The 24,613-nt window shown below is 59.2% G+C and carries 17 protein-coding genes and 6 pseudogenes; 18 read left to right on the top strand and 5 right to left on the bottom strand.

Annotated features, from left to right (window positions below):
* Positions 1 to 596 precede the first annotated feature (596 nt).
* A complete protein-coding gene (locus AC0L23_RS02495; RefSeq protein ID WP_473356766.1) occupies positions 597 to 1,664 on the bottom strand; it encodes a cytochrome-c peroxidase in 1,068 nt (355 codons plus the stop codon).
* A gap of 1,798 nt (positions 1,665 to 3,462) precedes the next feature.
* Between AC0L23_RS02495 and AC0L23_RS02490 the strand changes: the two genes are divergently transcribed.
* The 4 genes from AC0L23_RS02490 to AC0L23_RS02475 all read left to right on the top strand — a co-directional run bounded on the left by AC0L23_RS02490 (position 3,463) and on the right by AC0L23_RS02475 (position 5,443).
* On the top strand, positions 3,463 to 3,909 hold the full coding sequence (locus tag AC0L23_RS02490; RefSeq protein WP_157158625.1) for a hypothetical protein: 447 nt from the start codon (positions 3,463 to 3,465) through the stop codon (positions 3,907 to 3,909).
* A gap of 201 nt (positions 3,910 to 4,110) precedes the next feature.
* Complete coding sequence (locus tag AC0L23_RS02485) at positions 4,111 to 4,509, top strand: helix-turn-helix domain-containing protein (RefSeq protein WP_246648982.1); 399 nt, start codon at positions 4,111 to 4,113, stop codon at positions 4,507 to 4,509.
* A 97-nt stretch (positions 4,510 to 4,606) separates the two neighbouring features.
* Positions 4,607 to 4,744, top strand: coding sequence for a hypothetical protein (locus AC0L23_RS02480; RefSeq protein WP_219682847.1), 138 nt, complete (start codon positions 4,607 to 4,609; stop codon positions 4,742 to 4,744).
* 345 nt (positions 4,745 to 5,089) lie between these two features.
* Positions 5,090 to 5,443: a hypothetical protein gene (locus AC0L23_RS02475; RefSeq protein WP_219682846.1), complete on the top strand. Its 354-nt coding sequence runs from the start codon at positions 5,090 to 5,092 to the stop codon at positions 5,441 to 5,443.
* 14 nt (positions 5,444 to 5,457) lie between these two features.
* Here AC0L23_RS02475 and AC0L23_RS02470 read toward each other — a convergent pair whose 3' ends face one another.
* Positions 5,458 to 5,769 carry a hypothetical protein gene (locus AC0L23_RS02470; RefSeq protein WP_219682845.1) on the bottom strand — a complete coding sequence of 104 codons (312 nt, stop codon included), beginning with the start codon at positions 5,767 to 5,769 and terminating at the stop codon, positions 5,458 to 5,460.
* Between the two features lie 1,311 nt (positions 5,770 to 7,080).
* On the opposite strand from AC0L23_RS02470, the gene nifD reads away from it, so the two are divergent.
* The 11 genes and pseudogenes from nifD (at position 7,081) to AC0L23_RS02415 (ending at position 16,574) form a co-directional block, all read left to right on the top strand.
* Positions 7,081 to 8,583, top strand: coding sequence for a nitrogenase molybdenum-iron protein alpha chain (nifD, locus tag AC0L23_RS02465; RefSeq protein WP_007600010.1), 1,503 nt, complete (start codon positions 7,081 to 7,083; stop codon positions 8,581 to 8,583).
* 81 nt (positions 8,584 to 8,664) lie between these two features.
* Positions 8,665 to 10,224, top strand: a complete 1,560-nt coding sequence (nifK, locus tag AC0L23_RS02460) for a nitrogenase molybdenum-iron protein subunit beta (protein WP_219682981.1) — start codon at positions 8,665 to 8,667, stop codon at positions 10,222 to 10,224.
* 115 nt (positions 10,225 to 10,339) lie between these two features.
* Positions 10,340 to 11,983 (top strand): nitrogenase iron-molybdenum cofactor biosynthesis protein NifE, encoded by a 1,644-nt coding sequence (gene nifE, locus AC0L23_RS02455; RefSeq protein ID WP_259217587.1) that lies wholly within the window; start codon positions 10,340 to 10,342, stop codon positions 11,981 to 11,983.
* Between the two features lie 9 nt (positions 11,984 to 11,992).
* Positions 11,993 to 13,375, top strand: a complete 1,383-nt coding sequence (nifN, locus tag AC0L23_RS02450; RefSeq protein WP_259217586.1) for a nitrogenase iron-molybdenum cofactor biosynthesis protein NifN — start codon at positions 11,993 to 11,995, stop codon at positions 13,373 to 13,375.
* 22 nt (positions 13,376 to 13,397) lie between these two features.
* The gene (gene nifX / locus AC0L23_RS02445) at positions 13,398 to 13,793 is read left to right on the top strand and encodes a nitrogen fixation protein NifX (protein WP_219682979.1); all 396 of its coding nucleotides are present in this window, start codon (positions 13,398 to 13,400) and stop codon (positions 13,791 to 13,793) included.
* Positions 13,794 to 13,803: 10 nt separating this feature from the next.
* Positions 13,804 to 14,271 (top strand): NifX-associated nitrogen fixation protein, encoded by a 468-nt coding sequence (locus AC0L23_RS02440; RefSeq protein WP_219682843.1) that lies wholly within the window; start codon positions 13,804 to 13,806, stop codon positions 14,269 to 14,271.
* Positions 14,272 to 14,278: 7 nt separating this feature from the next.
* A complete protein-coding gene (locus tag AC0L23_RS02435) occupies positions 14,279 to 14,479 on the top strand; it encodes a CCE_0567 family metalloprotein (protein ID WP_219682842.1) in 201 nt (66 codons plus the stop codon).
* Between the two features lie 13 nt (positions 14,480 to 14,492).
* The gene (gene fdxB / locus AC0L23_RS02430) at positions 14,493 to 14,777 is read left to right on the top strand and encodes a ferredoxin III, nif-specific (RefSeq protein ID WP_219682841.1); all 285 of its coding nucleotides are present in this window, start codon (positions 14,493 to 14,495) and stop codon (positions 14,775 to 14,777) included.
* A gap of 164 nt (positions 14,778 to 14,941) precedes the next feature.
* A pseudogene (locus AC0L23_RS02425) lies at positions 14,942 to 15,408 on the top strand (ABC transporter permease); the annotation flags it as partial.
* A gap of 151 nt (positions 15,409 to 15,559) precedes the next feature.
* Positions 15,560 to 15,829, top strand: coding sequence for a type 2 periplasmic-binding domain-containing protein (locus tag AC0L23_RS02420; protein ID WP_374762365.1), 270 nt, complete (start codon positions 15,560 to 15,562; stop codon positions 15,827 to 15,829).
* Positions 15,822 to 16,574: a 4Fe4S-binding leucine-rich repeat protein gene (locus tag AC0L23_RS02415; protein WP_259217580.1), complete on the top strand. Its 753-nt coding sequence runs from the start codon at positions 15,822 to 15,824 to the stop codon at positions 16,572 to 16,574. Before AC0L23_RS02420 ends, AC0L23_RS02415 begins: the two co-directional genes overlap by 8 nt.
* Positions 16,575 to 17,617: 1,043 nt before the next feature.
* Here AC0L23_RS02415 and AC0L23_RS02410 read toward each other — a convergent pair.
* Positions 17,618 to 17,837 (bottom strand): annotated as a pseudogene (locus AC0L23_RS02410) (transposase); the annotation flags it as partial.
* Between the two features lie 264 nt (positions 17,838 to 18,101).
* Here AC0L23_RS02410 and AC0L23_RS02405 point away from each other — a divergent pair.
* A pseudogene (locus tag AC0L23_RS02405) lies at positions 18,102 to 19,280 on the top strand (IS110 family RNA-guided transposase); the annotation flags it as partial.
* 350 nt (positions 19,281 to 19,630) lie between these two features.
* Here AC0L23_RS02405 and AC0L23_RS02400 read toward each other — a convergent pair.
* Positions 19,631 to 20,633 (bottom strand): annotated as a pseudogene (locus AC0L23_RS02400) (IS256 family transposase); the annotation flags it as partial.
* A gap of 375 nt (positions 20,634 to 21,008) precedes the next feature.
* On the opposite strand from AC0L23_RS02400, the pseudogene istA reads away from it, so the two are divergent.
* Positions 21,009 to 22,108: pseudogene (istA, locus tag AC0L23_RS02395) on the top strand (IS21 family transposase); the annotation flags it as partial.
* A 691-nt stretch (positions 22,109 to 22,799) separates the two neighbouring features.
* On the top strand, positions 22,800 to 23,960 hold the full coding sequence (locus AC0L23_RS02390; RefSeq protein WP_219682838.1) for a TlpA disulfide reductase family protein: 1,161 nt from the start codon (positions 22,800 to 22,802) through the stop codon (positions 23,958 to 23,960).
* A gap of 440 nt (positions 23,961 to 24,400) precedes the next feature.
* On the opposite strand, the pseudogene AC0L23_RS02385 reads toward AC0L23_RS02390, so the two are convergent.
* Positions 24,401 to 24,613, bottom strand: a pseudogene (locus AC0L23_RS02385) (hypothetical protein); the annotation flags it as partial.

Below are 24,613 nucleotides of genomic sequence, written 5' to 3'. Positions count from 1 at the left end.
ACGATCCTATCGCTTCATTTATCCATCCCATGGATGCGTCCCATCACAACAATCTATTTTACCGCCCTTGCGGAATTTCATACCTAATTTGCGCCTTCGCGCGGTCTTCGGGAAGATTTGCTGGTATTCGGCGGTGCCAAAATACTGGCGCGTGACGGCAAACTGACGGTTGAGTTTCAGGGCTCGGCAGTCAAACCGCCTGCGCGATGGATCCCAGCTCCGTCAAGGCGCTGCCCGTGCCAACCGGACAGCTGGCAAGTGGTGAGCAAGTCCTGAAGTTTACGACAGGAGCGGAAGGCAAGCGGCTCGCTAACTTGTGCAGAGCGATATCCGCTTCTTGTTGTTTGACGGCGAGTGCCCTCGTCGTAAGTCGATCGCCGGTAGTCCTCCCTACCGACGAAAGCTGGAACGATGCGGAAAGCAGCGTCGCTCCCGCGTGACTTTCGCCCGGCCTCGCATTGCGGCCGGGCGGCTTTTTATGTGCCTGCTTATCAGTGACAGCAGGGGATCATTCATTTTGGCGTCATTGCGGGACCCCGGGTTCTTGGAGCGCATCTGTTGCTGTTCGGCAGGGCATGAGGCCGGTGCTGCTAAGGCTATCTGTCTATTGAAGGCTTTGGTGTCGTGTTGGTGCGCGTCGGCAGTATCGGATATTCGATCTTAGGCAGCCGACCGGTCAGCGAATTCAGAAATGAGATAATGTCGTTTTCCTCTCTATCGCTAAGCTTGGTGCCGAGCTGGATTTCACTCATCAGGGCAACAGCTTGCTTCAGGCTCCAAACCTGTCCCGAATGAAAGTAAGGGGCTCGCAACGCGACGTTTCGCAATGGCGCCGCGCGGAAGACATATTCGTCGCCGACCGCCCTGGTGACCGCAAACCGGCCCTTATCGGCGTCCGGAAGCACGCTTGCGTCCGGCTTTTTCATCACGCCGAACGGGAAGTAGGCCTGTCCACCGAGATTGATACCATTGTGGCAAGAGGAACATCCCTTCGCCATAAACAGTGCCAACCCTGACTTCTGCTGATCATCGAGGGCATGTGTATTGCCCTCCAGATACTGATCGAATGGAGCCGCAGGTGTAATGAGAGTCGCTTCAAAAGCCTCGATCGCCTTCGCAAAATTTTCAAAGGTGACCGGCCTCGCTTCGTTCGGAAAAGCGTTCTTGAACAAGAAGACATAGCCGGGCATTGAGTTCAAGATACCGAGCACATGATCTGGAGTCGCATTCATTTCGGCACTCGCCTGCACCGGGCCGGTGGCCTGCGCCTTGAGGTCCGCGGCGCGTCCGTCCCAAAATTGCGCCGCATTGAACACTGCGTTGTAGACAGTTGGGGCCCGGCGCAGGCCGACCTTCCAGCCGTGACCAACGGAGGTCGGACCGGCATCGACTCCGCCGGTGCCGAGATTGTGGCACGTATTGCAGCTAATGACCCCGCTCGCCGATAGCCGCGGATCGAAGAACAGCATCTTGCCAAGCTCCACCTTTCCATGCGTCACCGGATTGTTTTTTACCGCAGGAATGACCGAGGGGATTGGATGGAAGATCTGCTTGGCGTTTCTCATCAGATCATCGTCGGCGTTAGCTCCTGACGACATCAGCAGCCCAATAGCTAAAATAGATGCTTCAGCGACAACCCGAAGCTCCGGGATCGACATGTTCATACACCGCCTCATTAGTTCTGATTGTTAGAAAAGGAAACAGTCGAAAGCGATGCCACGCGCTCCTCGAGGGTCCGGCGCAGCATGCAGCGGATCCTCTGAAGCGAGGCTGCATCAAAAATGTACGACTCTGAGGAGCTCGCCGCCGGCGTTCACGCACGGGCTTGAGGGGCTTATGTGATTCGCGAGTTCGCTTTGAGCTTAGATCGCGGCCTTTCTGTTGGTCGATCAGACTAGCGCCTCAACGTTCGGCGTGAAGGTCGATCTGACAACAACAAGTGTGCCGCAAGCAGTAAGCTGTCCGGTGGCCGCATCGGTGCTCCATCGAGCGATTGGGTGGCCAATACGCTCCCGCAAAGTTGATGTATCCGTCTTGCACCGCTGGCCGCGCTCAGCGCTCACGGTGTGGTTGGACAATTAGCAACTGCGATGCCAGTTGCGTCCGAGATGCAAGTTGCTGATTTAGTTGTAGAACGGGTCCGGAGGAACAAACAAAGGCGGATGTCTTGGTTTGATCACTACATTCAGTGTCACAGATGCTACAAGGCGCCAGGCCCGGCTAGAGGTGATCGCAGATGCTTGTGGTGAAGTTCGCTTGCCAGCTTGCCGGCCGCACGCGGGAACGGCGGTAACAAGACCTACGCAGCTGGCCGAGACACTGAGCCGAGGCGCCCGGCGGTGCGCATCGTTCACGATTTCGCCGAGCCCTGCCGACTGAAGCCTCTCCGACTCATATCCGGGCCGCTCTGGCGCGCCGCCGCCGCGAAGCCCGGCTCGTTCGTAAAGGACGAGCCTCCGAACCGAACATGGCTTGTTTCAATTCCACCTGAGGTTCGCTGGCATGGCAATTGCCGTGCTCAAGTCTGAAAGGCGCGGCTGCCCAGAGTGTGACCCCGTGATCCGGCGGGTGTTGGTTGGATTACCTAGTCGGCCCACTCACGGGCTGCTGCTAGCTTTTGAAATCCTGCGCGGTGAGGGCAGAATAAGCTGAACTTCTGCAGGAGCAACCGCTACTTCGTGCTCTTGCGTTGAAAGACGCCGATACAAGAGGACACGCTGGGAGGAGGTCGTGACATCATGTCCGCAGATGGCCCAAGTCCTGAGATCTATCGGCGGCTTAGCGAGGAAGGACGTGATTGAGCACTTGTCCATGGCTGGTTCAAGTTGGATACGGTATCCGTGATGGCTTCGATTGACGATCGCTTGAATGAGATCAGATCCGTACGGAATGACATTTGGCGTTGTCGCAGAAGGCTTCAAAGCGAGCTAGATGATCTCCAGCGTAAGATGCTCGAAGAGCGTCTGCTTGAGCGGCAGTCTGCCTTTGAACGGCTCGTCTCGGCCACGTTTCCTTTTACATTGAGATTGTGAAGCAAAATTTTGGGACCTGTGCCGCGGGAGCATTCCGCGTTAAATAGCGTCCGCTCACAGAGCGCCTGCGCCTGGGTCAGGAATGTAGCGCCCCGGCGCCGCGGGCCGTCGCGCCTCTCATGGCCGCCGCCGACCTGAAAAGCTCGGCCCATAGCCTTGGTTCACCGACGTGCTGCCCGCTGCGCACCGACATTGAAATCGTTCCGGCCCCATCCAAGGGCACTGCCGGGGGATACCGCTCGCCTCGCTTCTGCGACACCGCAGTCACCTGAGTAACGTTGATCCGGCAGAGCGATCGAAGGAGCTTGAATCGCCCGTAGCGTCAGATTGTACAGAGCAGGGAACGATTTTTCAGATCAGGTGCAGTCGAATGATAAGACCCGCTCTCGCTTTTGTACTATGTTCCGCTCTCGAGTGGATCGGGCTAGGCATGGGGGCGGTTGCGGAAACAAGGCGGTACGCGTGCACGATCACTGCCGCCGATCGAGAGCCGGCCGGAGTTCGGAATGAGCGGATTATTCTCACCGTTCAATATGGCTGCCGGATCGAAGGTGGTCTCTTGACCGACGCGGGGATCACAGCAGTGTCGGTCAGCGAGTGGGCTGCTGACAAAGGGACATACTTGGCCTCCATGGAATTTCACCACGCGCTGGAGGGAGTTGCACTTGGGCAACTCTCCGAGGCGACCGACTTCTCTAGCATGGAAGGCGAGCAAGGCATTGGGGTCGCAACTTCCGGCACGACAGTTTTCACATTCGCATCTGGTTCATTGGCCGACCTTTCAGGGAAGACTCTTAAATTCACGACAAAACCCACCGGCCTACGTAGCTTCGAGTTGGAGTTCACAGACTGGCCAGAATCTCTTCTATGGAAGTGACGCGTGTCTTACGCTGAATTCCGCAGGCGCGTGCACACGAATACTGTCCATACTCTTAAGCACACACATATGTGGTCCCCGGCCGATATATGCCGTCCCCCAAGACGAGCACACCCGCAACAGGTTAAGCCAAGACTCCGAAGGCACTCGAGCGCGTAGAGCGTTCAAATTGACCTTCACGCGGTCCGATCAGCAGCTCTTTTGGCCGCCGATCCGCATATGGGACGATCTGGCCTCGCATGGCAGCGCCTGCGCGACGCGGAAGCTATCAACACGGAACAAACGCAGCCCGATCATGAGCACGAGGAAGAAGTTGCCCGCCAACCGCCTCCCGAACGCGGACGAGTACCAACTCAAGGCAGCCCTCATTGTACACTGAAGCGGTTGATGGCGGAGCGGGAGATCACTCAGACCGAAGCCGCGAAGCTCGTCGGCGTGAAGCAGCCCAACATCTCCAAGCTGCTTCAAGGGCAGTTCAAGTTGGTTTCCGTGGAGAAGCTGCTGCGCATGCTGGCGGCGTTCGATCAGGACGTCGAAATAAAGATAAAGCCACATCGGAAGCGTGGCGAAGGGGGCCGGATCACGTTTATTCGGGCCTAAGAGCTGCCGAAATGGAGGGTTCATGACACCTAACCCGACGGCGGCAAAAGGGCCCATGAACTCACCCTGCAGTGCCCAATCTGCAATCGAGATTCGGTTGACTGAATCCTTCGCCCCCGCTGTTCTCGCCGAGGCCCGCCAGCGTTTCCAGGAACAACTGGGCGAAGGACGCGAGGTCGCCCGAGAGACCGAAGCGCTTCAGCAGGAGCGCGAGAAGCTCAAAAGGGAAGATTAACGGGTCTAACGCTAGGTCGTGAACCGACGCGGCGGCTTAGTGCAGCAGCCAACTCGTCCCTACAGAAGCGAAAGGCGCGCGAGGCAGAGCGATCGATTCGGAGGAGATGATCTCCGCTTGCATGACGGGCATCTTCCATCCAGAGGGCAGACATCGTTAGAGCGGGATCCCGGCTGGAGTCTTCGCCAGCCCAAGTACCGAATCCCGTGACATGGCGTCCAATGCGGATTTCGAGGACAATCGGCACTGACACGGAGAATCAATTTAGCTGAGCGCGGTCAAGCCAAAGACGAGGTTCAGGATGGCCCCAGGCGTAGTGATGCCGAACCTAGAAGGCGATGATGGTTGGCAGAAGGTACCAAGTGGAATCATTCCAACCAGTCCAACGGACATGCGGATCAAAGCGGAAAGCGCGACGATGGCAGCGATGAGTCCGATCCCGAACTGCCGGTGCTCGGTGATGTTCAAGATGAGCGATTGGGCGATACTTTCTTCGTCCCTCCCTCGAGCTTCAATGCGGCAAGTAACCGATCTGTGGCGGCGTCGATTTTCGAAGTGGAGCCGTTCATATTCCTCGCGAAGCGCGGCATCGACGAACAGGGTCCGTCACGGAAGCCGAAGCTGATCATCTTGAAGAACGCCGGCGCCGACCCCTGGGCTTTCGGGATCCCTCACGCCCGATGGCCGGTTCTAACGTGAACTTCTCCTCCATCTCATTCAGGACGCAAAATGACTGAAACAACCGCGAGAAAGGCGACAGCAGCAATTGATCCGGTCCGGACACGTCCTCCCTGTGGGTCGTCCGCATAGATTCCACCCTGGATTTTCGTGTCGATGCTGGTCCCGTAAGCCCAGCACGAAATATAAACGCTCAGAATGGCAACCTGGATAATCTCAGGATTTGCATTCGACAGCGCCGTGATGGGTATGTCCTTGAGCGCAAGTCCCATGAACCCAAGCGCTGTTACCGCCGGAACAGTGGTGATGCACCAATTTACGAACGTTGCAATGCGTGAAATCCGCACCTGAGCACTTCGGTCCGAGGTCTTGGCCCTTTTTACCATAAATTACCTGGGCAAGAAAAATACCGTTCAAGTGGACCATCGGCGCGCTGTTCTGCAAAAAGGCTGGCGGAGCGCGTTAGCAAAACTGGTTTCAATGGCGATTGATACACCACGCAACGGAGGTAAGCGTAAGGAATTTCGATCCTGTCCTGGAACGAGAAAGGATAAATCGACCAGTGGTCCGCATTCGACCTGCCTTATCTCGACTGCCGACACTTGCGAAGCTGCCGGCCTTTCCGTGAATTCGCTCAAACTGTCTGACGCGTCAGAATCCGATGTTCCCCTTTGTCGAACTACGCCGAACGCAAAAGCTGCAGATTGTTTGATGCGGAAGCGCCCTGTGTCGTAGCCGGCAAGTTCAAATCCGGGCAAGCCCAGGGTGACCGCTTGCGGAGTTTAAGCTACCGCGCTGCTTGGGAATTGATCAGCTTACGTGCTCTCCACGGCGTCAGCTGTTCGCCCCTCCGAGCGCGCCTCTCCGCAGTATCAAATAAAAGAACGTCGGAGCGAGAGACCATGCGGAAATGGGAGAGGACTGCTGCTGGGCAACTGAGTTCTTGTGGAGACATCTGCAGCAGGTGGTGGAGCGCTCGATGCGATTCTTGCTGGGGGTGGGATCGCGAGCACGATGGGCACATCTAACCGCGCTGAAATCCGCTTCGAACGGATGGTGTTTGCGATCGTTGGATCGGCGCGTACGAAGCAAGGCTGCGCATTGGAGTGACGTCGGCGCGGCCAGACTCCAGCCACGCCGCTGGTGCAGAGCGTATCCGATTGTTTTGTTTCAGACAGGGCGTTGCGGCTACGCTTGTTGGTGGCAGACAGGGTCAGGTTTATAACAATCCGCATCCGGCAGCTATCTAGCTCTATAAACGTTGCTTTTTTTATTCAACCGGCGCTGGCACACTCGTTGCAGACCCCTGCGCAGGAGGCGGCTGTTAGTCCTTTGCATCCCATGCACAGGGACATGCCCCGTGATCGCACGCGAGTGAATAAAGAAGCCGATATGACCAACCGCTGGAGAGCAGGCATGACTTCACCGAGAAGCGTCTTGGTCATCGATAGACAGCGTCACACATGACGCTCCTAACCGCTCAGCCGAGATGAGCTACATGATCGTGAACGACCGCTGCGGCATGAACGTCGCGAAGTTGCGATCGGTAGGACCGCCCACGCAGATTGCACGCTTACCTGAACGCCGGATCGGAAATCCGTCGGTCGACCGCAAAAGCGTCGCTTCTTGTTGAGACCACAATCGAAAAGGAAACCTGTATGAGCCGAGCACCTACCCAAAGCGTTGCAGAGATCAAGGCGCGCAACAAGCAGCTAATCGATGAGGTGTTGACGGTCTACCCCGAGAAGACCGCCAAAAGGCGCGCCAAGCATCTCAGTGTTCACGAGGCGGGGAAGTCGGATTGTGGCGTCAAGTCGAATATCAAGTCCATTCCCGGCGTGATGACCATCCGCGGCTGCGCCTATGCGGGCTCCAAGGGCGTGGTCTGGGGACCCATCAAGGACATGATCCACATCAGCCACGGTCCGGTCGGCTGCGGTCAGTACTCGTGGGGCTCGCGGCGCAACTACTACGTCGGGACGACCGGCATCGACACGTTCGTGACACTGCAGTTCACCTCCGATTTTCAGGAGAAGGACATCGTGTTCGGCGGCGATAAAAAGGTCACGAAACTCATCGATGAGCTCCAGGAGCTATTTCCTCTCAACAGGGGCATCACCATTCAGTCCGAATGTCCGATTGGCTTGATCGGTGACGATATCGAGGCGGTCTCCCGAGAAAAGTCGAAGGAATATGGCGGCAAAACCATTGTGCCTGTGCGGTGCGAGGGCTTCCGTGGCGTGTCGCAATCGCTCGGCCATCACATCGCGAACGACGCCGTTCGGGATTGGATCTTTGACAAGAGCGCCCCAGAGACCAGCCCTAAATTTGAACCGACGCCATATGATGTTGCGATCATCGGCGACTACAACATCGGCGGCGACGCATGGTCGTCACGAATCCTGCTGGAAGAAATGGGCCTACGCGTAATCGCCCAGTGGTCCGGGGATGGATCTCTCGCTGAATTGGAGGCGACGCCGAAGGCAAAGCTCAACATACTGCATTGCTATCGCTCGATGAACTACATCTCACGGCACATGGAGGAAAAATTCGGGATTCCCTGGTGCGAGTACAACTTCTTCGGTCCTTCCAAAATCGCGGAGTCGCTGCGAAAAATTGCAAGCTTCTTCGATGACAAGATCAAGCAAGGCGCCGAACGCGTCATCGCGAAATATCAACCGCTTGTCGATGCTGTGACCGCGAAATACCGGCCGCGGCTTGAAGGAAAGACGGTAATGCTGTTCGTCGGCGGCTTACGTCCTCGCCACGTCATCGGCGCCTATGAGGACCTCGGCATGGATGTTGTCGGCACGGGCTATGAGTTCGGGCATAACGATGACTACCAACGCACCGCCCAGCACTACGTCAAAGATGGCACGCTGATCTACGACGATGTCACCGGCTACGAATTCGAGCGCTTCGTCGAAAAGATCCGGCCAGACCTGGTCGGCTCCGGTATCAAGGAAAAATACGTCTTCCAAAAAATGGGCGTGCCGTTCCGCCAAATGCATTCCTGGGACTACTCGGGTCCTTACCACGGCTATGACGGCTTCGCGATCTTCGCCCGCGACATGGACATGGCGATTAACTCCCCGATCTGGGGGAAGACCACCGCGCCTTGGAAGGACGCTCCGCAGCCGAGCCTCATGGCAGCGGAATAGGAAGGCCGACCCCGGGCCGTTTCTTTCCGCAGAGGAGGGGAAGGGCAGGAGAACGAACGCAAGAACCCAAAGAGTGCCATGATGACACAGAACGCCGAACACATACTCGACCACTCTGAGCTTTTCCGGGGAGACGAATACCAGCAGATGCTGGCCAAGAAGAAGGCGCTATTTGAGAATCCGCATGATCCCGCCGACGTCGATCGCATCAAAGAATGGTCCAAGACATCCGAGTACCGCGAGAAGAACTTCGCCCGCGAGGCGCTAACCGTTAATCCGGCGAAGGCTTGCCAGCCGCTGGGTGCGGTGTTCGCCGCCCTCGGGTTCGAGCGCACACTGCCGTTCGTCCACGGCTCACAGGGCTGCGTCGCGTATTATCGCAGCCATCTGTCACGGCACTTCAAGGAGCCGACCTCGTGCGTCTCCTCGTCCATGACGGAAGACGCGGCCGTGTTCGGCGGGCTTAACAATCTTACCGATGGGCTTGCCAACAGCTATAACATGTACAAGCCGAAGATGATCGCGGTCGCCACGACCTGCATGGCGGAAGTCATCGGCGACGATCTCAATGCCTTCATCAAAACATCAAAGGAAAAAGGTTCAGTCCCAGCGGACTACGACGTACCATTCGCTCACACTCCTGCGTTCGTCGGCAGCCACGTTACTGGCTACGACAACACGCTCAAGGGCATCCTCGAGCATTTCTGGGATGGCAAAGCCGGCACGGCCCCAAAACTCGAGCGCAAAGCGAACAACACGATCAACTTCATCGGTGGCTTCGACGGCTACACTGTCGGGAATGTCCGTGAGATAAAGCGTATCTTCGAGCTGATGGGCATCGGCTACACCATCCTCGCGGATAACAGTGACGTGTTCGATACCCCCACGGACGGCGAGTTCCGCATGTATGATGGGGGCACTACATTAAAGGATGCCGCGAACGCCGTCCACGCCAAGGCAACCATTTCCATGCAGCAATATTGCACGGAGAAGACGTTGTCCTTCATCAAAGGGCACGATCAGGAGGTCGTCGCTTTCAATCACCCGCTGGGCATCAGCGCCACGGACGATTTCCTGATGACACTGTCGCGTATCACCAACAAGGCAATTCCAAATGCGCTGGAGCAGGAGCGCGGGCGTCTGGTAGACGCAATGGCTGATTCCAGCGCGCATGTTCACGGCAAGAAGTTCGCGATCTACGGCGATCCAGACCTCTGCTATGGTTTGGCCGCATTCCTGCTGGAGCTCGGCGCTGAGCCGACCCACGTGCTGTCGACGAACGCGAGTAAGGCGTGGGAGCTGAAGATGCAGGCGCTGTTCGCGAGCTCGCCCTTCGGTAAAAACTGCCGCGCCTTCCCAGGCAAGGATCTCTGGCACATGCGATCGCTCCTGTTCACAGAGCCGGTCGATTTCCTGATCGGTAACACCTACGGCAAGTATCTCGAGCGTGACACCGGAACGCCGCTAATCCGCATCGGCTTTCCCATCTTCGATCGCCATCATCACCATCGTTATCCAGTGTGGGGCTATCAGGGGAGCATGAATGTGCTGGTCAAGATTCTCGACAAGATCTTTGATGAGATCGATCGAAAGACCAGCTCGGTTGGCAAGACAGACTACAGCTTCGACATCATACGCTAAGGCGAGCTCCCCGCCTCATCGTCCGCAGAAACAGCGGCGCTGCGGCGGGGATCACAGGTTCTCCGCCGGTCATCCTTGTGGTCTGCGGTGTGTTAACATCCCCGAGAGAGACACCATGACTTCGCTTCTCACGACCATACAGGACGTCTTTAACGAACCGGGCTGCGCCAGGAACGCGAGCAAGTCGAAGGTCGAGCGTAAGAATGGTTGCACCAAGCAGCTCAAGCCGGGCGGCGCCGCCGGCGGATGTGCCTTCGATGGCGCCAAAGTCGCGCTGCAGCCCTTCACCGATGTCGCCCATCTTGTGCATGGTCCAATCGCCTGTGAGGGCAATTCCTGGGACAATCGTGGTTCGGTCTCGTCCGGCTCCGATCTGTGGCGCAGAAGCTTCACCACAGATATGAGCGAGACCGATATCGTCTTCGGCGGCGAGAAGCGGCTGTACAGGGCAGTGAAGGAGATCACAGAGAAATACAACCCGCAGGCCATCTTCGTCTACCAGACATGCGTGCCCGCAATGATCGGTGACGACATCGATATGGTCTGCAAGGCGGCCTCCGCCAAATTCGGCAAGCCGGTCATTCCCATCAATTCACCGGGATTTGTCGGGTCGAAGAACCTTGGTAACAAGCTTGCTGGCGAAGCACTGCTGGAGCACGTCATCGGTACCGGAGAGCCGGATTACACGACATCGTATGATATCAACATCATCGGTGAATACAATCTGTCCGGCGAGCTTTGGCAGATCAAGCCCCTGCTCGATGAGCTCGGAATCCGGATCCTGTCCTGCATCTCGGGGGACGGCAAGTATCGCGAGGTCGCTTATTCGCACCGGGCCAAAGCCGCGATGATGGTTTGCTCAAGGGCAATGATCAACGTCGCACGCAAGATGAGGCAGCGCTACGGCATCCCGTTTTTTGAAGGCTCCTTCTACGGTATTGAGGATACCAGCGATTCACTCCGCCAGATCGCGCGCATGCTGATCGAAAGTGGCGCGCCGGCTGAGCTGATGGAACGCACGCAAGCCCTGATCGCACGCGAAGAGACCAAGGCCTGGGCTGCGATTGAACGTTTCAAGCCGCGCTTTGCCGGCAAGAGGGTTGTTCTCATCACCGGCGGTGTGAAATCCTGGTCGATGGTGGCCGCTTTGCAGGAGGCCGGGCTCGAGATGGTCGGCACGTCCGTGAAGAAATCCACCAAGAAGGACAAGGAACGTATCAAGGAATTAATGGGCCAGCACGCCCATATGATCGAGGACATGTCCCCTCGCGAGATCTATAAGATGCTCAAGGACGCAAAAGCCGACATCATGCTCTCCGGCGGCAAGTCGCAATTCGTCGCACTAAAGGCGGCGATGCCATGGCTCGATATCAACCAGGAGCGCTGCCACGCCTATATGGGCTATGTCGGCATTATCAAGCTCATGGAGGAGATCGAGAAAGCGCTCTACAATCCGATATGGGATCAGCTCCGCCAAGCCGCGCCATGGGATGAGTTCGACCGGAAGCGTCAGGCAAGGACGGTTGCGCAGATGCATGCGCAAACCGCTGATCCAATTCGGGACGTGAGCAAGAACGGCGTCAATGCGATAAGTTTCTCCAATCAAAGTGAGGCCAGCAATTGTGAAAGCGCGATTGCGGCGCATGGCCCGAACCTCGACGAGCCCGCCAAGCCGTGCACCAATTCCAGCGGACTGTGCGTTGCTTGTAAGGACATTCGTTCCGATCTCCAGCCCCCGGCACTGCAGGCGGCGGAGTAGGGGAACGACATGGCGATCGTCACTACCTCGAAGAAAGCCTGTTCGGTCAATCCGCTCAAGATGAGCCAGCCGATCGGCGGCTCATTTGCCTTCATGGGCCTGCGCGGCGCCATGCCGCTTTTGCACGGCCCGCAAGGTTGCACCTCCTTCGGGCTGACACTCTTCGTGCGCCATTTCAACGAACCTGTGCCGATGCAGACCACTGCCATGAGCGAAGTTGCCACCGTGCTCGGCGGCCACGAGAACCTCGAACAGGCGATCCTCAACATCTACAATCGCGTCGAGCCCGAGATCATCGGCATCAATTCGACTGGCGTCACCGAGACCAACGGCGATGACGTCGAAGCCTTCATCCGGTTGATCCGACAGAAGCATCCGCAGCTCGAAAAGCTCCCCCTTGTCTACGTCTCGACCCCGGATTTCAAGGATGCCTTTCAGGATGGCTGGGGCAAGACAGTGGCGCGGATGATCGAGGTGCTTGTGGCTCCCGTCGACGCAGCGAGACCGCGCGATGCCTCCCGCGTTAACGTGCTACCTGGTTGCCACCTCACGCCCGGCGACCTCGACGAGCTTCGCACGATCATTGAGGATTTTGGGCTCAAGCCCTCCTTCCTGCCGGATCTTGCCGGTTCGCTGGACGGCCACATCCCCGACGAATTCACGCCGACCACGATCGGCGGCATTGCGGTGGACGAGATCGCGACCATGGGGCAGGCGGCCTGGACGATCGCGATCGGCGCGCAAATGCGCCGTGCGGCCGAGACCATGCAGGCGCAGACAGGCACGCCTTTCCGTCTGTTCGAGCGGCTCTGCGGTCTTATTCCAAACGACGAATTCATCGCGTTCCTGAGCCAGATCAGCGGCCGGTCGGTGCCCTCGAAATATCGCCGGCAGCGTGGACAGCTGGCAGACGCCATGCTGGATGCCCATTTCCATATCGGCGCCCGCAAGCTCGCGATCGGCGCCGAGCCGGACTTGTTATTCGATCTCTCCAGCTTCCTCCACGAGATGGGGGCGCAGGTAACGGCTGCGGTGACGACGACGAACTCACCGGTGCTCCAGCGGGTCAGGAGCGAGGACGTCCTGATCGGCGATCTGGAGGATCTTGAAGAGCTTGCCAGGTCGCGTGACTGCGACCTCTTGATGTCGCATTCACATGGTCGCCAGGCCGCTTCGCGACTCAATGTTCCGTTCTTCCGGGTGGGCTTTCCGCTGTTCGATCGGCTTGGCGCTGCGCACCTCACGACGGTTGGCTATCGCGGCACGCGAGATCTGATCTTTGACATCGCCAATCTGATCATCACCGACCGCGAAACCAACCATGGGCCGACGCCCGACACCTGGCGATCCACCAGCGGTGACCTGCAGGTCGATCCGCCACAGTTGCATTGAGCAAGGAGAGAAAACAACACGGATGAAAGTTGCATTCGCCACTCAGGACTTGAAGCATGTCGATGCGCACTTCGGCTGGGCCAAGAACATCGCGATCTACGAGGTCGGCCCGGACGGGCATCAGTTTATTGAGGCGATCCAGTTCGACGGTGACCTCACGGAAGACGGTAATGAGGATAAGCTCGCGCCGAAGATCGAGGCGATCAGGAACTGCGCAATCCTCTATGTTGCGGCGATCGGCGGCTCGGGTGCTGCGCGAGTCGTCGCGAGCAAGGTCCATCCGATGAAGGTGCTGCAACCAGAGCCCATCGACGACCTTTGCGTCAAACTCGAAACCGTGCTGAAGGGCTCGCCGCCGCCCTGGCTGCGGAAGCTGCTCAGCAAAAACCCGGAACGTACGGTGGATTTCGAAGCCTGAAGGAACAAAGATGGCCGACCCGTCTGAAGTCAGTCCAGCCGCCGCCGCGGAGAGTTCATTTCTAAAAGAGCTCATCAAGATCTGGCGCGCCCAGGACACCCACGGCGCCTGGGAGGGCAAGAAGGATCTCGAGCTGCTCGAACCCTACGTTCTCGACAAGCGCAAGCGCCGTGCGCTGCCGATCGTCGGCAATCCCGACTCCGACACGACATGGCGGCTGGAGCTGTTCTTTGACGCCGTTGCGCTCTCGATCGAGAAGGCGACCGGTGTAATGATCTCGCCAATGCTGAAGATGCATCACGAAGGGTTCGGTCGGATCGTGCTGATCGGCGGCCGGCTGGTTGTCGTGAGCAAGCAGCTGCGCGATGTGCATCGCTTTGGTTTCGACCATCTCTATGATCTCGCCGATCAAGGCGACAAATTCGTCAACAGTGGCGTCGAGATGATCCGTAAGTTCCCGGAAGTGGCGAATTATTGAGGCGAGCATGAGCGATGTTGAAAGCCTCAAAGCGGAAATAAAGAAGCTGTCGGCCAAGGCGACCCAAGCCAAGATGGATCTCCACGACCTCTCCGAGGAGCTGCCGGTCAACTGGTCCTCGATCCTGAACGTAGCCCAGAAAGCCCACGCTGCCTTCAGCGAGCTCGAAAGCAAGCGCCAATATCTCCAGGCGCTGGACAAAACATAACGGATCTTAAGCCATGTCATGCAGAACCCGCGATGGTCGCAATTGGAGGCCGGACTACCTGGTTTCTATCGATCCCAAGAAGTGCATCGGCTGCGGCCGCTGCTATAAGGTTTGCGGCCGTGAGGTCATGACGCTGAAGGGCCTGAGCGAGGACGGCGAGATGATCGATCTCGATGAGGATGACGATGAGATCGAAAAGAAGGTCATGGTGATGAAGGACGAGGGGGCCTGCATCGGCTGCAGCGCCTGCGCCCGGGTCTGCCCGACAAACTGTCAGACCCACGTGCCAGCTGCTTAAACCGACTTTCTTCGCTACGAACAGGGTTGGTTTGTCAGAGACAAAGGTAGCTCGGGAGATCTGGCATCGAGCCGAACGACCTGTACGGCGCGATCTTCAATATCGAAGCCCAGCCGGCGGGTTTTCACCGGCTCCATTTTAGCCAGGCTGTCCTCGTATGAGATCCGCGGATTGTGCTCGGACGCATTTTCGTCATATGGTTCGGATTGGGGCTCACCTCCAAAGTCGCGCTCGGCGCGACGCTGGTTCTTTTCGTAGCATTCTTCAACACGTTTCAGGGCGTGCGCGAGGTTAGTCCGGTCGTGCTAGCGAATGAACGCCTGCTGCGCGCATCGAAGTCCTCCCTGCTGCGCCACGTGCACCTGCCGTCCGCAACCACATGGATTCTGTCGGGCCTGCGGGTGTCCGTCGGCATGGCCGTCATGGAGCGGTGGTTGCCGAGTATCTCCGGCTCGTCCGCAGAATTGGGGCATCTGACTGCGCAGGCCGAGGGTATCCTCGATGCGACCGGAGTGTTCGCAGGAATCATCGTCCTTTCCGCCTTTGTTGTTGTCCTCGACGCCATCGTGGACCGCGCGGAAAGCGGCTCCTGGTCTGGCGGCCCGCGCCTGCCCATGAAGCCTGTTCGTAACGCTCTCTGAACAGTCACGGAAGCTCGGATGCACGTTTTGACACGACTGATGCTGGTCATAGCGCTACCGCTTGCCGGTCATTTCGGAGCATGCCGCCGAGCCCGAGGTGGCCCAATTAGCGATCGAGGTGGAGTCCCGGATGCTCAGTATATGCCTGTCGAGCTTGGCGTGAAGCTTGGGTCCTTTAGGGACGATGGTCTCAACGTTATCGTTGAGAACTTCCAAGCCGGTGGCTCAAAGACTCTGCGGGGGCTGGTCGGCGGCTCTATCGACGGGACGGTCGGCTTCTACGATCAGACCATTCAGATGCAGGCGCGGGGCTGGCGCTCGGAAAACTTCTGGAGCTCGCTACCTGCGACAAAATTTGGACCCAAGTCGTTGCTGCGCGTGCCTGACCTAAGTGGGCAGGACTATGGTTGATAATATTGACGAGGCTCTTGACTGGGAAGGCAACCGGCTTGACTGCGCATCGTGCGAGCATCTCCCACTGAGCGAAACCGGCGGGTGTCGACTCAAGCACGCCTGCGTCAACGACCGTTGTCCCCCCAGCATCGAGAGGTTCTTCGAATGGAATCCGGATCTCGCCGACGGCTATCTCAGCCATCCGCATTCTGAGGTAAGGGCAATCGCGGCGAAGTCTGCCAATGTCTTTCTGCTGCTGCGGCTGATCGATGATCCCAATGAAAAAGTGCAATGGAATGCGATGGTTCGCCTGCCTAGACGCTACGCGTTGCAATTGCGGAAGCATCCGCATCCCGAGCTGAGGAAGCGGGTCGCGACCCTGTTCGACGGTGAAGAATTGCTACCCATGGCCTCAGACGAATATTACTATGTTCGCCTTGTCGTCGCGAGCCGGATCGAGCCTATGCTGCTCCGCCGAATGGTGGACGACGAGGAAGCCGAGGTCCGCCGTGTTGTGGCACAGCGCATTCCAAATGAATGGTTGCTCCGCATGATCGACGATCGTGAGGCGTCGGTAAGACTGGAGATCGCCCGACGACTATCTGTGCAGCTTGTGCCGCTGCTGCGGCACGATCCTGACTGGCGCATCCGCTACGAGGTCGCAAGCCGTGCGCCAGTGACTGAGATCCTTAGCCTCGTCGATGACCCGCATAGTCTCGTGCGCGAAGTCGCGAGCTCGCGGATTACAGGAGACCGCCGCTGAGATCGATACCGCGCCGGCCGACGCGGAGGGCCAGATGAACTTGCCGCGATATGCCTATTGCGTCATGCTAGAGGATCTTGACCAGATCGCCGCGGCGTTCCCGGAAGATGTTGAGATCGCCAGCGTGCGGATCGCGCTTAGATTCTCCTGAACTGTAAGAGTCAGACTTCGCATGCTGGGACGCATGTCGGTGTGGCTAGTGGCGATCCAAACCCTGACGCGGCTCGGAATCTGGATCATCGTCGCCGCAGCAGCTCAAGAACTCACTACAGCGCCTCAACGTCCCCGTCACGGGCAACGCGACGCGACAGCCGCCGCCAAGCTCGATCTCGATGATTCCAGCTCTTGCACGCTGCGCAGGCAGGGAAGAGGCCGATTGTGGCGCGTCGATCGAGATCGGAGCCGCCACCGGCGTGATCTCGAAGGGAACGAGAGCTGGCACGGAATCGCCGTCCAGCCGACCCTGGCGCGCTTGTCGGCTTCAAGTGAACAACAGGCTGTGAGCCACCCGTGCCAGCGCGCGATGCCGCAGACCGTCTGGCCAGCCTGCAAGGTCTCTTCGACAAGGCGAGCCTTCTCATCGTAACTTCATCGCCGTCGACGCTCGGCGCCCAGCACATTGACCTGTTAAAATGTCGCGCTCCATGCGCAACCGCTCGGTCTCTCGCTGCAAACAAGCAATCTCCGCTGCGTGGTCTGTCGACGGCAGCGTCGCCTGCGTTGTGGGGCACCGCGCCGCCGCGGTCAGCTCCAGCCCGGCCCACGTCGTTCCACCCAGCGCCGTAGCGCGGAATCGCGCAGGCCAAGTTCCCTCCTCCGATGCGATCGAGCGGCCGCTCGATGCGACCAGATCGACGGTTTGCCGGTTGTAGTCGTCTGGAAATGAGCGGCGTCGACGTGCTTCCATCCGACACGTTGTGGCTCCCGAGCGCAGTGCACGAAACAGCAGATTCGAGACCCTGAAAGTCGTGCGTTCGATCGTGTCCCGTGGCGTGGTGTAGCTGGCGGCGGGGCACCGGGTTCACCGGCCGGAGCCGGGCAGGTCAGCTGGCGATAGCCGGAAGGCTGACGGTCGGATCATCGCTCAACGGCGCGATGGTTTCCAGTGTCATGCAGCGGGGCGCGCTGGACCGCCCACTCATCGTTCTGTTCGAGCAGGATCGCGCCGATGAGGCGGACGATGGCATCCTCGTTGGGGAAGATGCCGACCACCTCGGTGCGCCGCTTGATCTCGCCGTTGAGGCGTTCAATGGGATTGGTAACCGGTATGAGATCTCTCGGTGCCAACGTTCGGCTGCGGTATTCTACACCGTGGCGTATGGTGCGACCATCGGGACAGAGGCACCGGGAGCACGAAGGTGCGGGCAGGCCGATGCATACGATGAGCCGCGAGCTCGAGTTAGTAGCTGGCCGCCTCTGCGACTCGCCCGGTTGCGCTGAGAGCGCGAATCCGTAGTTGTCGTGTCGCCCGTAGCTCCCGTCATGTGGTCTGATTGGCAGGAGGTGCGAATGCGACGGGTGATTGGCATCGACGTCCACCGAACTTTCGGGGAGGTGGTGATTTGGGAGGATGGCAGGCTCCGACATGCGGGCCGCATTGATATGACGCGGACTGCGTTGGAGGGATTTAGCAAGACCCTGCTGGCCAGTGATGAGGTGGTGGTCGAAGCGACCGGCAACAGCATGGCGGTATCGCGGGTTCTGGCACCGTTCGCGGCGCGGGTGATTATCGCCAATCCATTGCAAGTGAAGGCGATCGCCCAGGCTCACGTCAAGACCGATAAGATCGATGCCGGCACGCTCGCCAGTCTGCAGGCGGCGGGATACCTGCCGCAGATCTGGACGCCTGACGCGGAGACCGAACGCAAGCGCAGACTGGTGGCGCGGCGCTACCAGGTCGTTCGACATCGTACGCGGCTCAAGAACGAGGTGCATTCGATCCTGCACGCACACCTGATCCGGAAGTGCCCGCATGCCGATCTTTTCAACGCCCGCGGCCGGGCGTAGTTGGCTACTCAACAGCTGCCGGACGATGAGCGCGCGGCCATCGATCGGCACGTCCGTGAGTTCGACCGGCTGGCGGAAGACCTGGCCCTGCTCGACCGCGAGATCGCGCAGGACGCAATCGAGGATTCCGCGGTCAACCGATTGATGACGATCACCGGCGTCAATCTGGCGGTCGCCGCCGGCATCATGGCGGCGATCGGCGACATCAGCCGGTTCGACAGCCCGCAGAAGCTGGTGAGCTATTTCGGGCTGAACCCGCGGGTGCGGCAGTCGGGACTGGGAGCGGCCCACCACGGCCGCAGCAGCAAGATCGGCCGCAGTCACGCGCGCGCCATGCTGGTCGAGGCGGCCTGGGCAGCGGCCAAGGCGGCCGGTCCACTGCATGCGTTTTTCGTGCGCATTCGCGCGCGGCGCGGCCATCAGATCGCCGCGGTGGCCGTGGCTCGCAAACTCGCTGTGCTCTGCTGGCATTTGTTGACGAGGGGCGAAGATTACCTGTGGGCGCGCCCAGCGCTGGTCGCCAACAAGACCCGCGCGATGCTACTTCAGGCCGGACATCCGCAACAGAAAGGCAGCCGGCGTGGACCAGCCTATGCCTACAACATCAAGGCGCTGCGCGACCAAGAGATGTTGATTGCCGCCCAGGCGGAGCAAAGCTACGAGCGATTCGTGTCGCAATGGAAACCGCGGGCGGCCAAAGGCCGGGGCGCGGGCGCCTCAGTTCGGCAAGACAAAATAGGCAGTCCGGTGACGCTTGCAGCCGACACGTCACGCTTCGCCACGAGGTCGCCCGCGCCCCACAAACATAATCGCGGCTGACAGCAACTTCCAGCCGAGCTGGCCAGTCCCGTTCCACGCAGCCTGCCACCGTGCTCGGGCCGGTCAAGGCCAAGCCTTGCGGTGGCCGCAAATGCGGCCAGCCTTGACCGCCCCTGCGCGCGCCGGCTGCGAGATCGGTGGCCGGGACGGAAGAATGACCCGCCGCGCGGCCGAACAAAAGAATGGACTTGCAGGATTTTCGCAATCCTCGGCTCGGCAGGAAAAAATCGCTTGTCCATCTCATCCGTGGAGTGCAGCTTGGTCCGATGCTGCGGCGGGAACGTCATGTAGGCAAGCACATCGGTCTCAGCCTCGTCGAGGAAGCCGGCAAGCTTTGGCCGCTTGGGGCGGAGTTGATCGGCGAGCTTGCGCCATTGCGCAGTTGCGGCCTCGGCATCGTCCTGGGCAAACGCAGTGGCGATGAAGGCTGAGACGACGCGCCGCCCGCCGTTGCCGGCATGCGCCAATGCGTTGCGCATGAAGTGGACGCGGCAGCGCTGCCAGCTGGCGTTGAGCACCTTGGCCATGCTGGCCTTGATACCCTCGTGGGCATCGGACACGACGAGCTTGACGCCGCGCAGGCCGCGGCGGCCGAGCTTGCGCAGGAACGCCGTCCAGAACGTCGCGGCCTCGGACGGCCCGATGTCCATGCCGAGCACCTCGCGCCGGCCGTCGCCGTTGACGCCGACTGCGACAATCACCGCGACAGACACAATGCGGCCATTCTGCCGCACCTTCACAGAGGTGGCGTCGATCCACAGATACGGCCAGTCGCCCTCGATCGGGCGGGCGCGGAAGGCCTTCACTTTGTCGTCGATCTCGCCACAGAGCCGGGCTCACCTGGCTCTTGGAGATGCCGGTCATGCCCATGGCCTGCACCAAATCGTCCACCGAACGGGTCGAGACGCCCTGCACATAAGCCTCCTGCACCACGGCGGTGAGCGCCTTCTCGGCCACGCGGCGCGGCTCCAGGAAGCCCGGGAAGTAGGAGCCCTTGCGCAGCTTGGGAATGCGCAGTTCGACCGCGCCGGCGCGGGTTTCCCAAATCCGGTCGCGGTAACCGTTGCGCTGGGCCAGGGGCTCGGGGCTCTTCTCGCCGTAAGCTGCCCCGGTCTGGCTTTCGACTTCCAGCTCCATCAGGCGCTGGGCCGCAAAGCCGATCATCTCACGCAACAGATCGGCATCAGGGGTCTTCTCCACGAGCGTGCGCAGGTTCATCATATCATCGGTCATCCCGGATCAAGTCCGGGACTGGTTCCTCGGTTGGGGTGTCGCAACCCGGTCCTACCGGAGAACTGCCGGTGACCACCGCAAAGCCGCCCGCCCGCTACGGCGCTATTGGGGGCGCGCGTCCGGGCGGCTTTGCTCTACCGAGCTACACCACCACCGGGGAGTACATCATGCCAAGCTAATGAATGCTTGTGGGTGGAAGTCCCATCCGGCCAAGACCGAAGCAGGCAGGCCGGGACCGAGTCTTGCGGGCGTCGCGGCAACGCGGGGTCTGAAATGTAGGAGCCATGCGGGGTGCGGGAATGAGCCTCGAAAGGTGGATGTTCGCGGAGGCCGAGTGTGTTCCCTAAACACGAAGGCAGCATGAGCATCGTCGTTATGCGAGACGATGCCGCTCCGTCGGGGTCGATGGCCGGATCACCGGTGATCGCCCGCGAATTGGGCCTCGACCGGAAGACGGTTCGCCGAACGATCGCCCGCGGCCTGGAGCCTCCAGTGTACGGACCTCGCAAGCCGCGTTCGCGACTGATTGAACCGTTCGTGCCGTATTGCGAGAGCGCGTCACGGCCTACCCCGGCCTGACCGGCCAGCGACTGTGGCGGGAGCTGCGCGAGCGCGGTTACGCCGGCGTTATACCGCCGTCACGGATTTGCTTCGTGAACTGCAGCCAACGCCATTGCCGGTATTCGAGGTTCGCTTCGAGACGCCGCCAGGAGACCAGGCTCAGGTCGACTTTGCTCACTTCCAGGTCGTCTTTACCGACGAGCCCTCGGTGACGCGGATCGTGTGGTTGTTCTCCTTCGTGCTCGGACATAGCCGGTTGATCTGGGCCCGGTTCGTCCTCCACCAGGGCATGCAGACGGTCCTGCGCTGTCACATGGCAGCCTTTGAGGCGCGGCGTTCCCAAGGAGATCCTCTACGACCGCATGAAGACGGCGGTGATCGGCGAAGGAGGTGGCAGCATTGTCTACAATCGCGCGCTCATCGATTTTGCCCGGCATTACGGCTTCCAGCCCAGGGCCTGCCGCCCTTACCGGGCCAAGACCAAAGGCAAGGTCGAGCGGCCGTTCCGGTATATCCGCGAGGACTTCTTCCTCGCCCGCTCGTTCCGCAATCTCGACGATCTGAACGCCTAGCTGCGGCATTGGCTCGATACGGTCGCTAATCCGCGCGTGCACGCCACCACCCAATGCGTAGTCAACGAAGCCTTTGCGACGGAGAAGCCACACCTAGGCCCCTTGCCGCTGGCATCATTCCGCTCGGTGCTCAAATTGGAGCGGCGGGTCTCCCATGAAGGGATGGTGAGCGTCGGCGGCAATCTCTATAGCGTTCCCGACGCCACCCGGAAGCGGATCGTCGAGGTGCACACGCTCGCCAACGAGATGCAGATCTTCGAAGACGGCACCCTGATCGCCACCCATCCGATCCTTGATGGCCGCAGGCAGCGACGGATCGCGCCGCGCCATCGCAAGATGCCACGCCTTTGCCCCAGCGGTATTGCCGACACCAATGCGAAGGACGTCGCTCGCAAGTTGTCCTGGCCACACAATCGTGCAGCGGATGTGCGGAGGTGGCCCTGAGGCTGTCAGTACCATCTCCCGCGACTGGTTGAAACCGGAATGCGGGGAAATCAACATGGCGACGGGAGTAACTGCGCCGCTTTGGCGAGGTAGACTTGGCTTCCTATGTTCAAGCAGGGCTCGCACCGGCTTTCGCGCCTGCGATTCCGACGGAGCAGCTCGCGCACGAGGTCATCGGCTTCCGTGGTCATCTGGACCGCGCCGAACAGGCAGCTTTGCAGCCCGGTTCGGAAAGCTGGTGCCGTGTCCGATGCTGACCGCTGTTGTTCTTTGCGACCCCACGTCCGCACGCTTGCAATTTGTCGGTCAGCGGGCATCATCCGGTTTCTCACGCGCCGCCTATTGGCGCAGCGCGGCTCACGGATGCGCATTCGCATGACAATGTTTTGGCGGCACGAAGGGCGCGATGTGTGCCCGAAATCTGACACCGACGCAAAGCATGTCAGGTTACATACAGGGGACCCTACTGGTCGTGTGGATGTTTTTCAAAGCTTTATCATGTACTCAGTGGGCGCGGACAGCCTGGCACGGTGATTGCTAACTCAGGTGAAGCGACAAGGTCGCGCAGCAAGTAACTTTGGAGAAAATCATGGTGCTGTGCATGGCGTCCCCGGCTCCTTCGCTCAAAGTCGAGAACTGGCTGCGTGGCGAGCCCCTCACGAACTTCCAGCCAGGGAAAGTGTACATTGTCGAATTTTGGGCAAGTTGGTGCGGCCCATGTGTGAGGGCGATGCCACATCTGATAGAGCTGCAAGCAAAATACCAAGACGAGGGGCTTGAGGTCGTCGGAGTCGCAGCTAGCGAACAAGCACCAACGGCGGATGAGGCTCGCACCAAGTTGGACGCATGGTTGACTGAAAAATTCTCAAATCTGAACTATCGAATCGGGTTCGACAGTACAGGCGAAATGAACAAGCTTTGGATGGATGCCAGCTCTTCTCTTGGGGTTCCGACATCGTTCGTCGTCGACCGCGACGGCCACATTGCCTTTATCGGTCATCCGATCCAAATCGACGACGTCTTGCCGAAAATTATCAACGGCACTTGGCGCGGCAGCTATCAAGCTAAAGCCGCTGATGCGAAACGAATTGCGAAAGACCAACGCCTAGCGCGCGAATTGTCAATGCGCCGGACAATTCGACCGGCGATGGAAGCAAATGATTGGCCGACAGCGCTATCAGCGATCGAAGAGGGCATTGCCGCGATGCCGGACAATCTCAATCTCCGCGAGATTCATGCGGATCTGTTGCTTCACAAAATGCGCGACACGGCGACCGGGTTCCAGGTCTTACGCCAACTGGTCCGAGATGCGATTGAGAAACAGTCAGAGGCTGTGCGTGGGCTGATTGTCGTGATGACGCAACTCTTTGATCCGGAGAACGATAAGGCCCACCTTCCGCGTGCGGAACGCTTCGCGATCGGCAGGGATGTGTCGGAACATATCCTTAATTCAGCGCAAGCCAGCGGCGGCCTCAACTTCTCTTCTTATAGGGTGGTCGCTCAGTATTACTACGAGAGTGGTGACAACCAACGCGCGATCGAGCTGATCGAGCGGGCAATGACATGGCTAGACCATCCGAAAGCAATGCCGGACGATATGAGGGAAGGTGCGAAAAAGTATTATATGCCGCAGTTGCTCCAGACCTTGGCCAACTACAGGGGCGAGAAGGTTTGTTGCAGCGGGTCTTGTTCGATTTCGCAGGAAAAGTCTCCTGGAGCTCCCAAAGTGCAGCCGCAGGAGGAGACATGAAGAGAGACGTTAATCGGAGGTGCACGATCGGGGCTATCTAAGCGCCTTCGAAGCGCTCGCGACCGGCAGAACGTCTAGGATCATTTGGGCGATTGCGACACGCAGGTCACAAGGAAAACCTAGCCCACAACGAGTGATGCGACGCCCTGCGGCCCGTCTTCGCTGGGTGTCTGGTTACTGCTTGTATTCAGGGGTGTCGCTGGCCGTTTTACATGCTCGGTTTGGTGGCTCGAAACTATCAATCGGCAACTCACATCGAGCATTACTCACGCAGTTATGTTCGCCTTGCCAGCACAAACAGCCCCGAAGAACTTAAATGCAAGCAGGATCGAGGTTCGATCTGACAGTCTTCTTGCGGTTGCGCCGCCGCAGATGTTGATCCAGTTAGGCTACGATAGACCTGAACAGAACTTGTTGTCCCTTAAAGAAGGTGGCCGGGTTCAGACAATGCTGAAGGCGACTTGAGAATGTCCGATCTCGAATGCTTCAAGCCATCCGTGGCTCTTCAACATCAAGTTTTGGGACAACTCTCCCGCATAAGTCGCCGCCATGTTCGCGACCACCAAACGCATGACCAAAACCACCACGGCCTTCGGGGCCCGGGGAGGCGTGCGCGTGTAGTCGTCGACTAGAACGCAATCCACTCTACCGAA

This window comes from Bradyrhizobium sp. MI1.4, assembly GCF_055811315.1.
This window is presented reverse-complemented; position numbering and strand designations above follow the sequence as displayed.

What these genes read in the sequence shown, in the direction of transcription:
- AC0L23_RS02495 (WP_473356766.1), bottom strand. Translation starts at nt 1,664, where the DNA reads ATGAACATGTCGATCCCGGAGCTTCGGGTTGTCGCTGAAGCATCTATT.
- AC0L23_RS02490 (WP_157158625.1), top strand. Translation starts at nt 3,463, where the DNA reads ATGGGGGCGGTTGCGGAAACAAGGCGGTACGCGTGCACGATCACTGCC.
- nifD (WP_007600010.1), top strand. Translation starts at nt 7,081, where the DNA reads ATGAGCCGAGCACCTACCCAAAGCGTTGCAGAGATCAAGGCGCGCAAC.
- nifK (WP_219682981.1), top strand. Translation starts at nt 8,665, where the DNA reads ATGACACAGAACGCCGAACACATACTCGACCACTCTGAGCTTTTCCGG.
- nifE (WP_259217587.1), top strand. Translation starts at nt 10,340, where the DNA reads ATGACTTCGCTTCTCACGACCATACAGGACGTCTTTAACGAACCGGGC.
- nifN (WP_259217586.1), top strand. Translation starts at nt 11,993, where the DNA reads ATGGCGATCGTCACTACCTCGAAGAAAGCCTGTTCGGTCAATCCGCTC.
- nifX (WP_219682979.1), top strand. Translation starts at nt 13,398, where the DNA reads ATGAAAGTTGCATTCGCCACTCAGGACTTGAAGCATGTCGATGCGCAC.
- AC0L23_RS02440 (WP_219682843.1), top strand. Translation starts at nt 13,804, where the DNA reads ATGGCCGACCCGTCTGAAGTCAGTCCAGCCGCCGCCGCGGAGAGTTCA.
- AC0L23_RS02435 (WP_219682842.1), top strand. Translation starts at nt 14,279, where the DNA reads ATGAGCGATGTTGAAAGCCTCAAAGCGGAAATAAAGAAGCTGTCGGCC.
- fdxB (WP_219682841.1), top strand. Translation starts at nt 14,493, where the DNA reads ATGTCATGCAGAACCCGCGATGGTCGCAATTGGAGGCCGGACTACCTG.
- AC0L23_RS02420 (WP_374762365.1), top strand. Translation starts at nt 15,560, where the DNA reads ATGCCTGTCGAGCTTGGCGTGAAGCTTGGGTCCTTTAGGGACGATGGT.
- AC0L23_RS02415 (WP_259217580.1), top strand. Translation starts at nt 15,822, where the DNA reads ATGGTTGATAATATTGACGAGGCTCTTGACTGGGAAGGCAACCGGCTT.
- AC0L23_RS02390 (WP_219682838.1), top strand. Translation starts at nt 22,800, where the DNA reads ATGGTGCTGTGCATGGCGTCCCCGGCTCCTTCGCTCAAAGTCGAGAAC.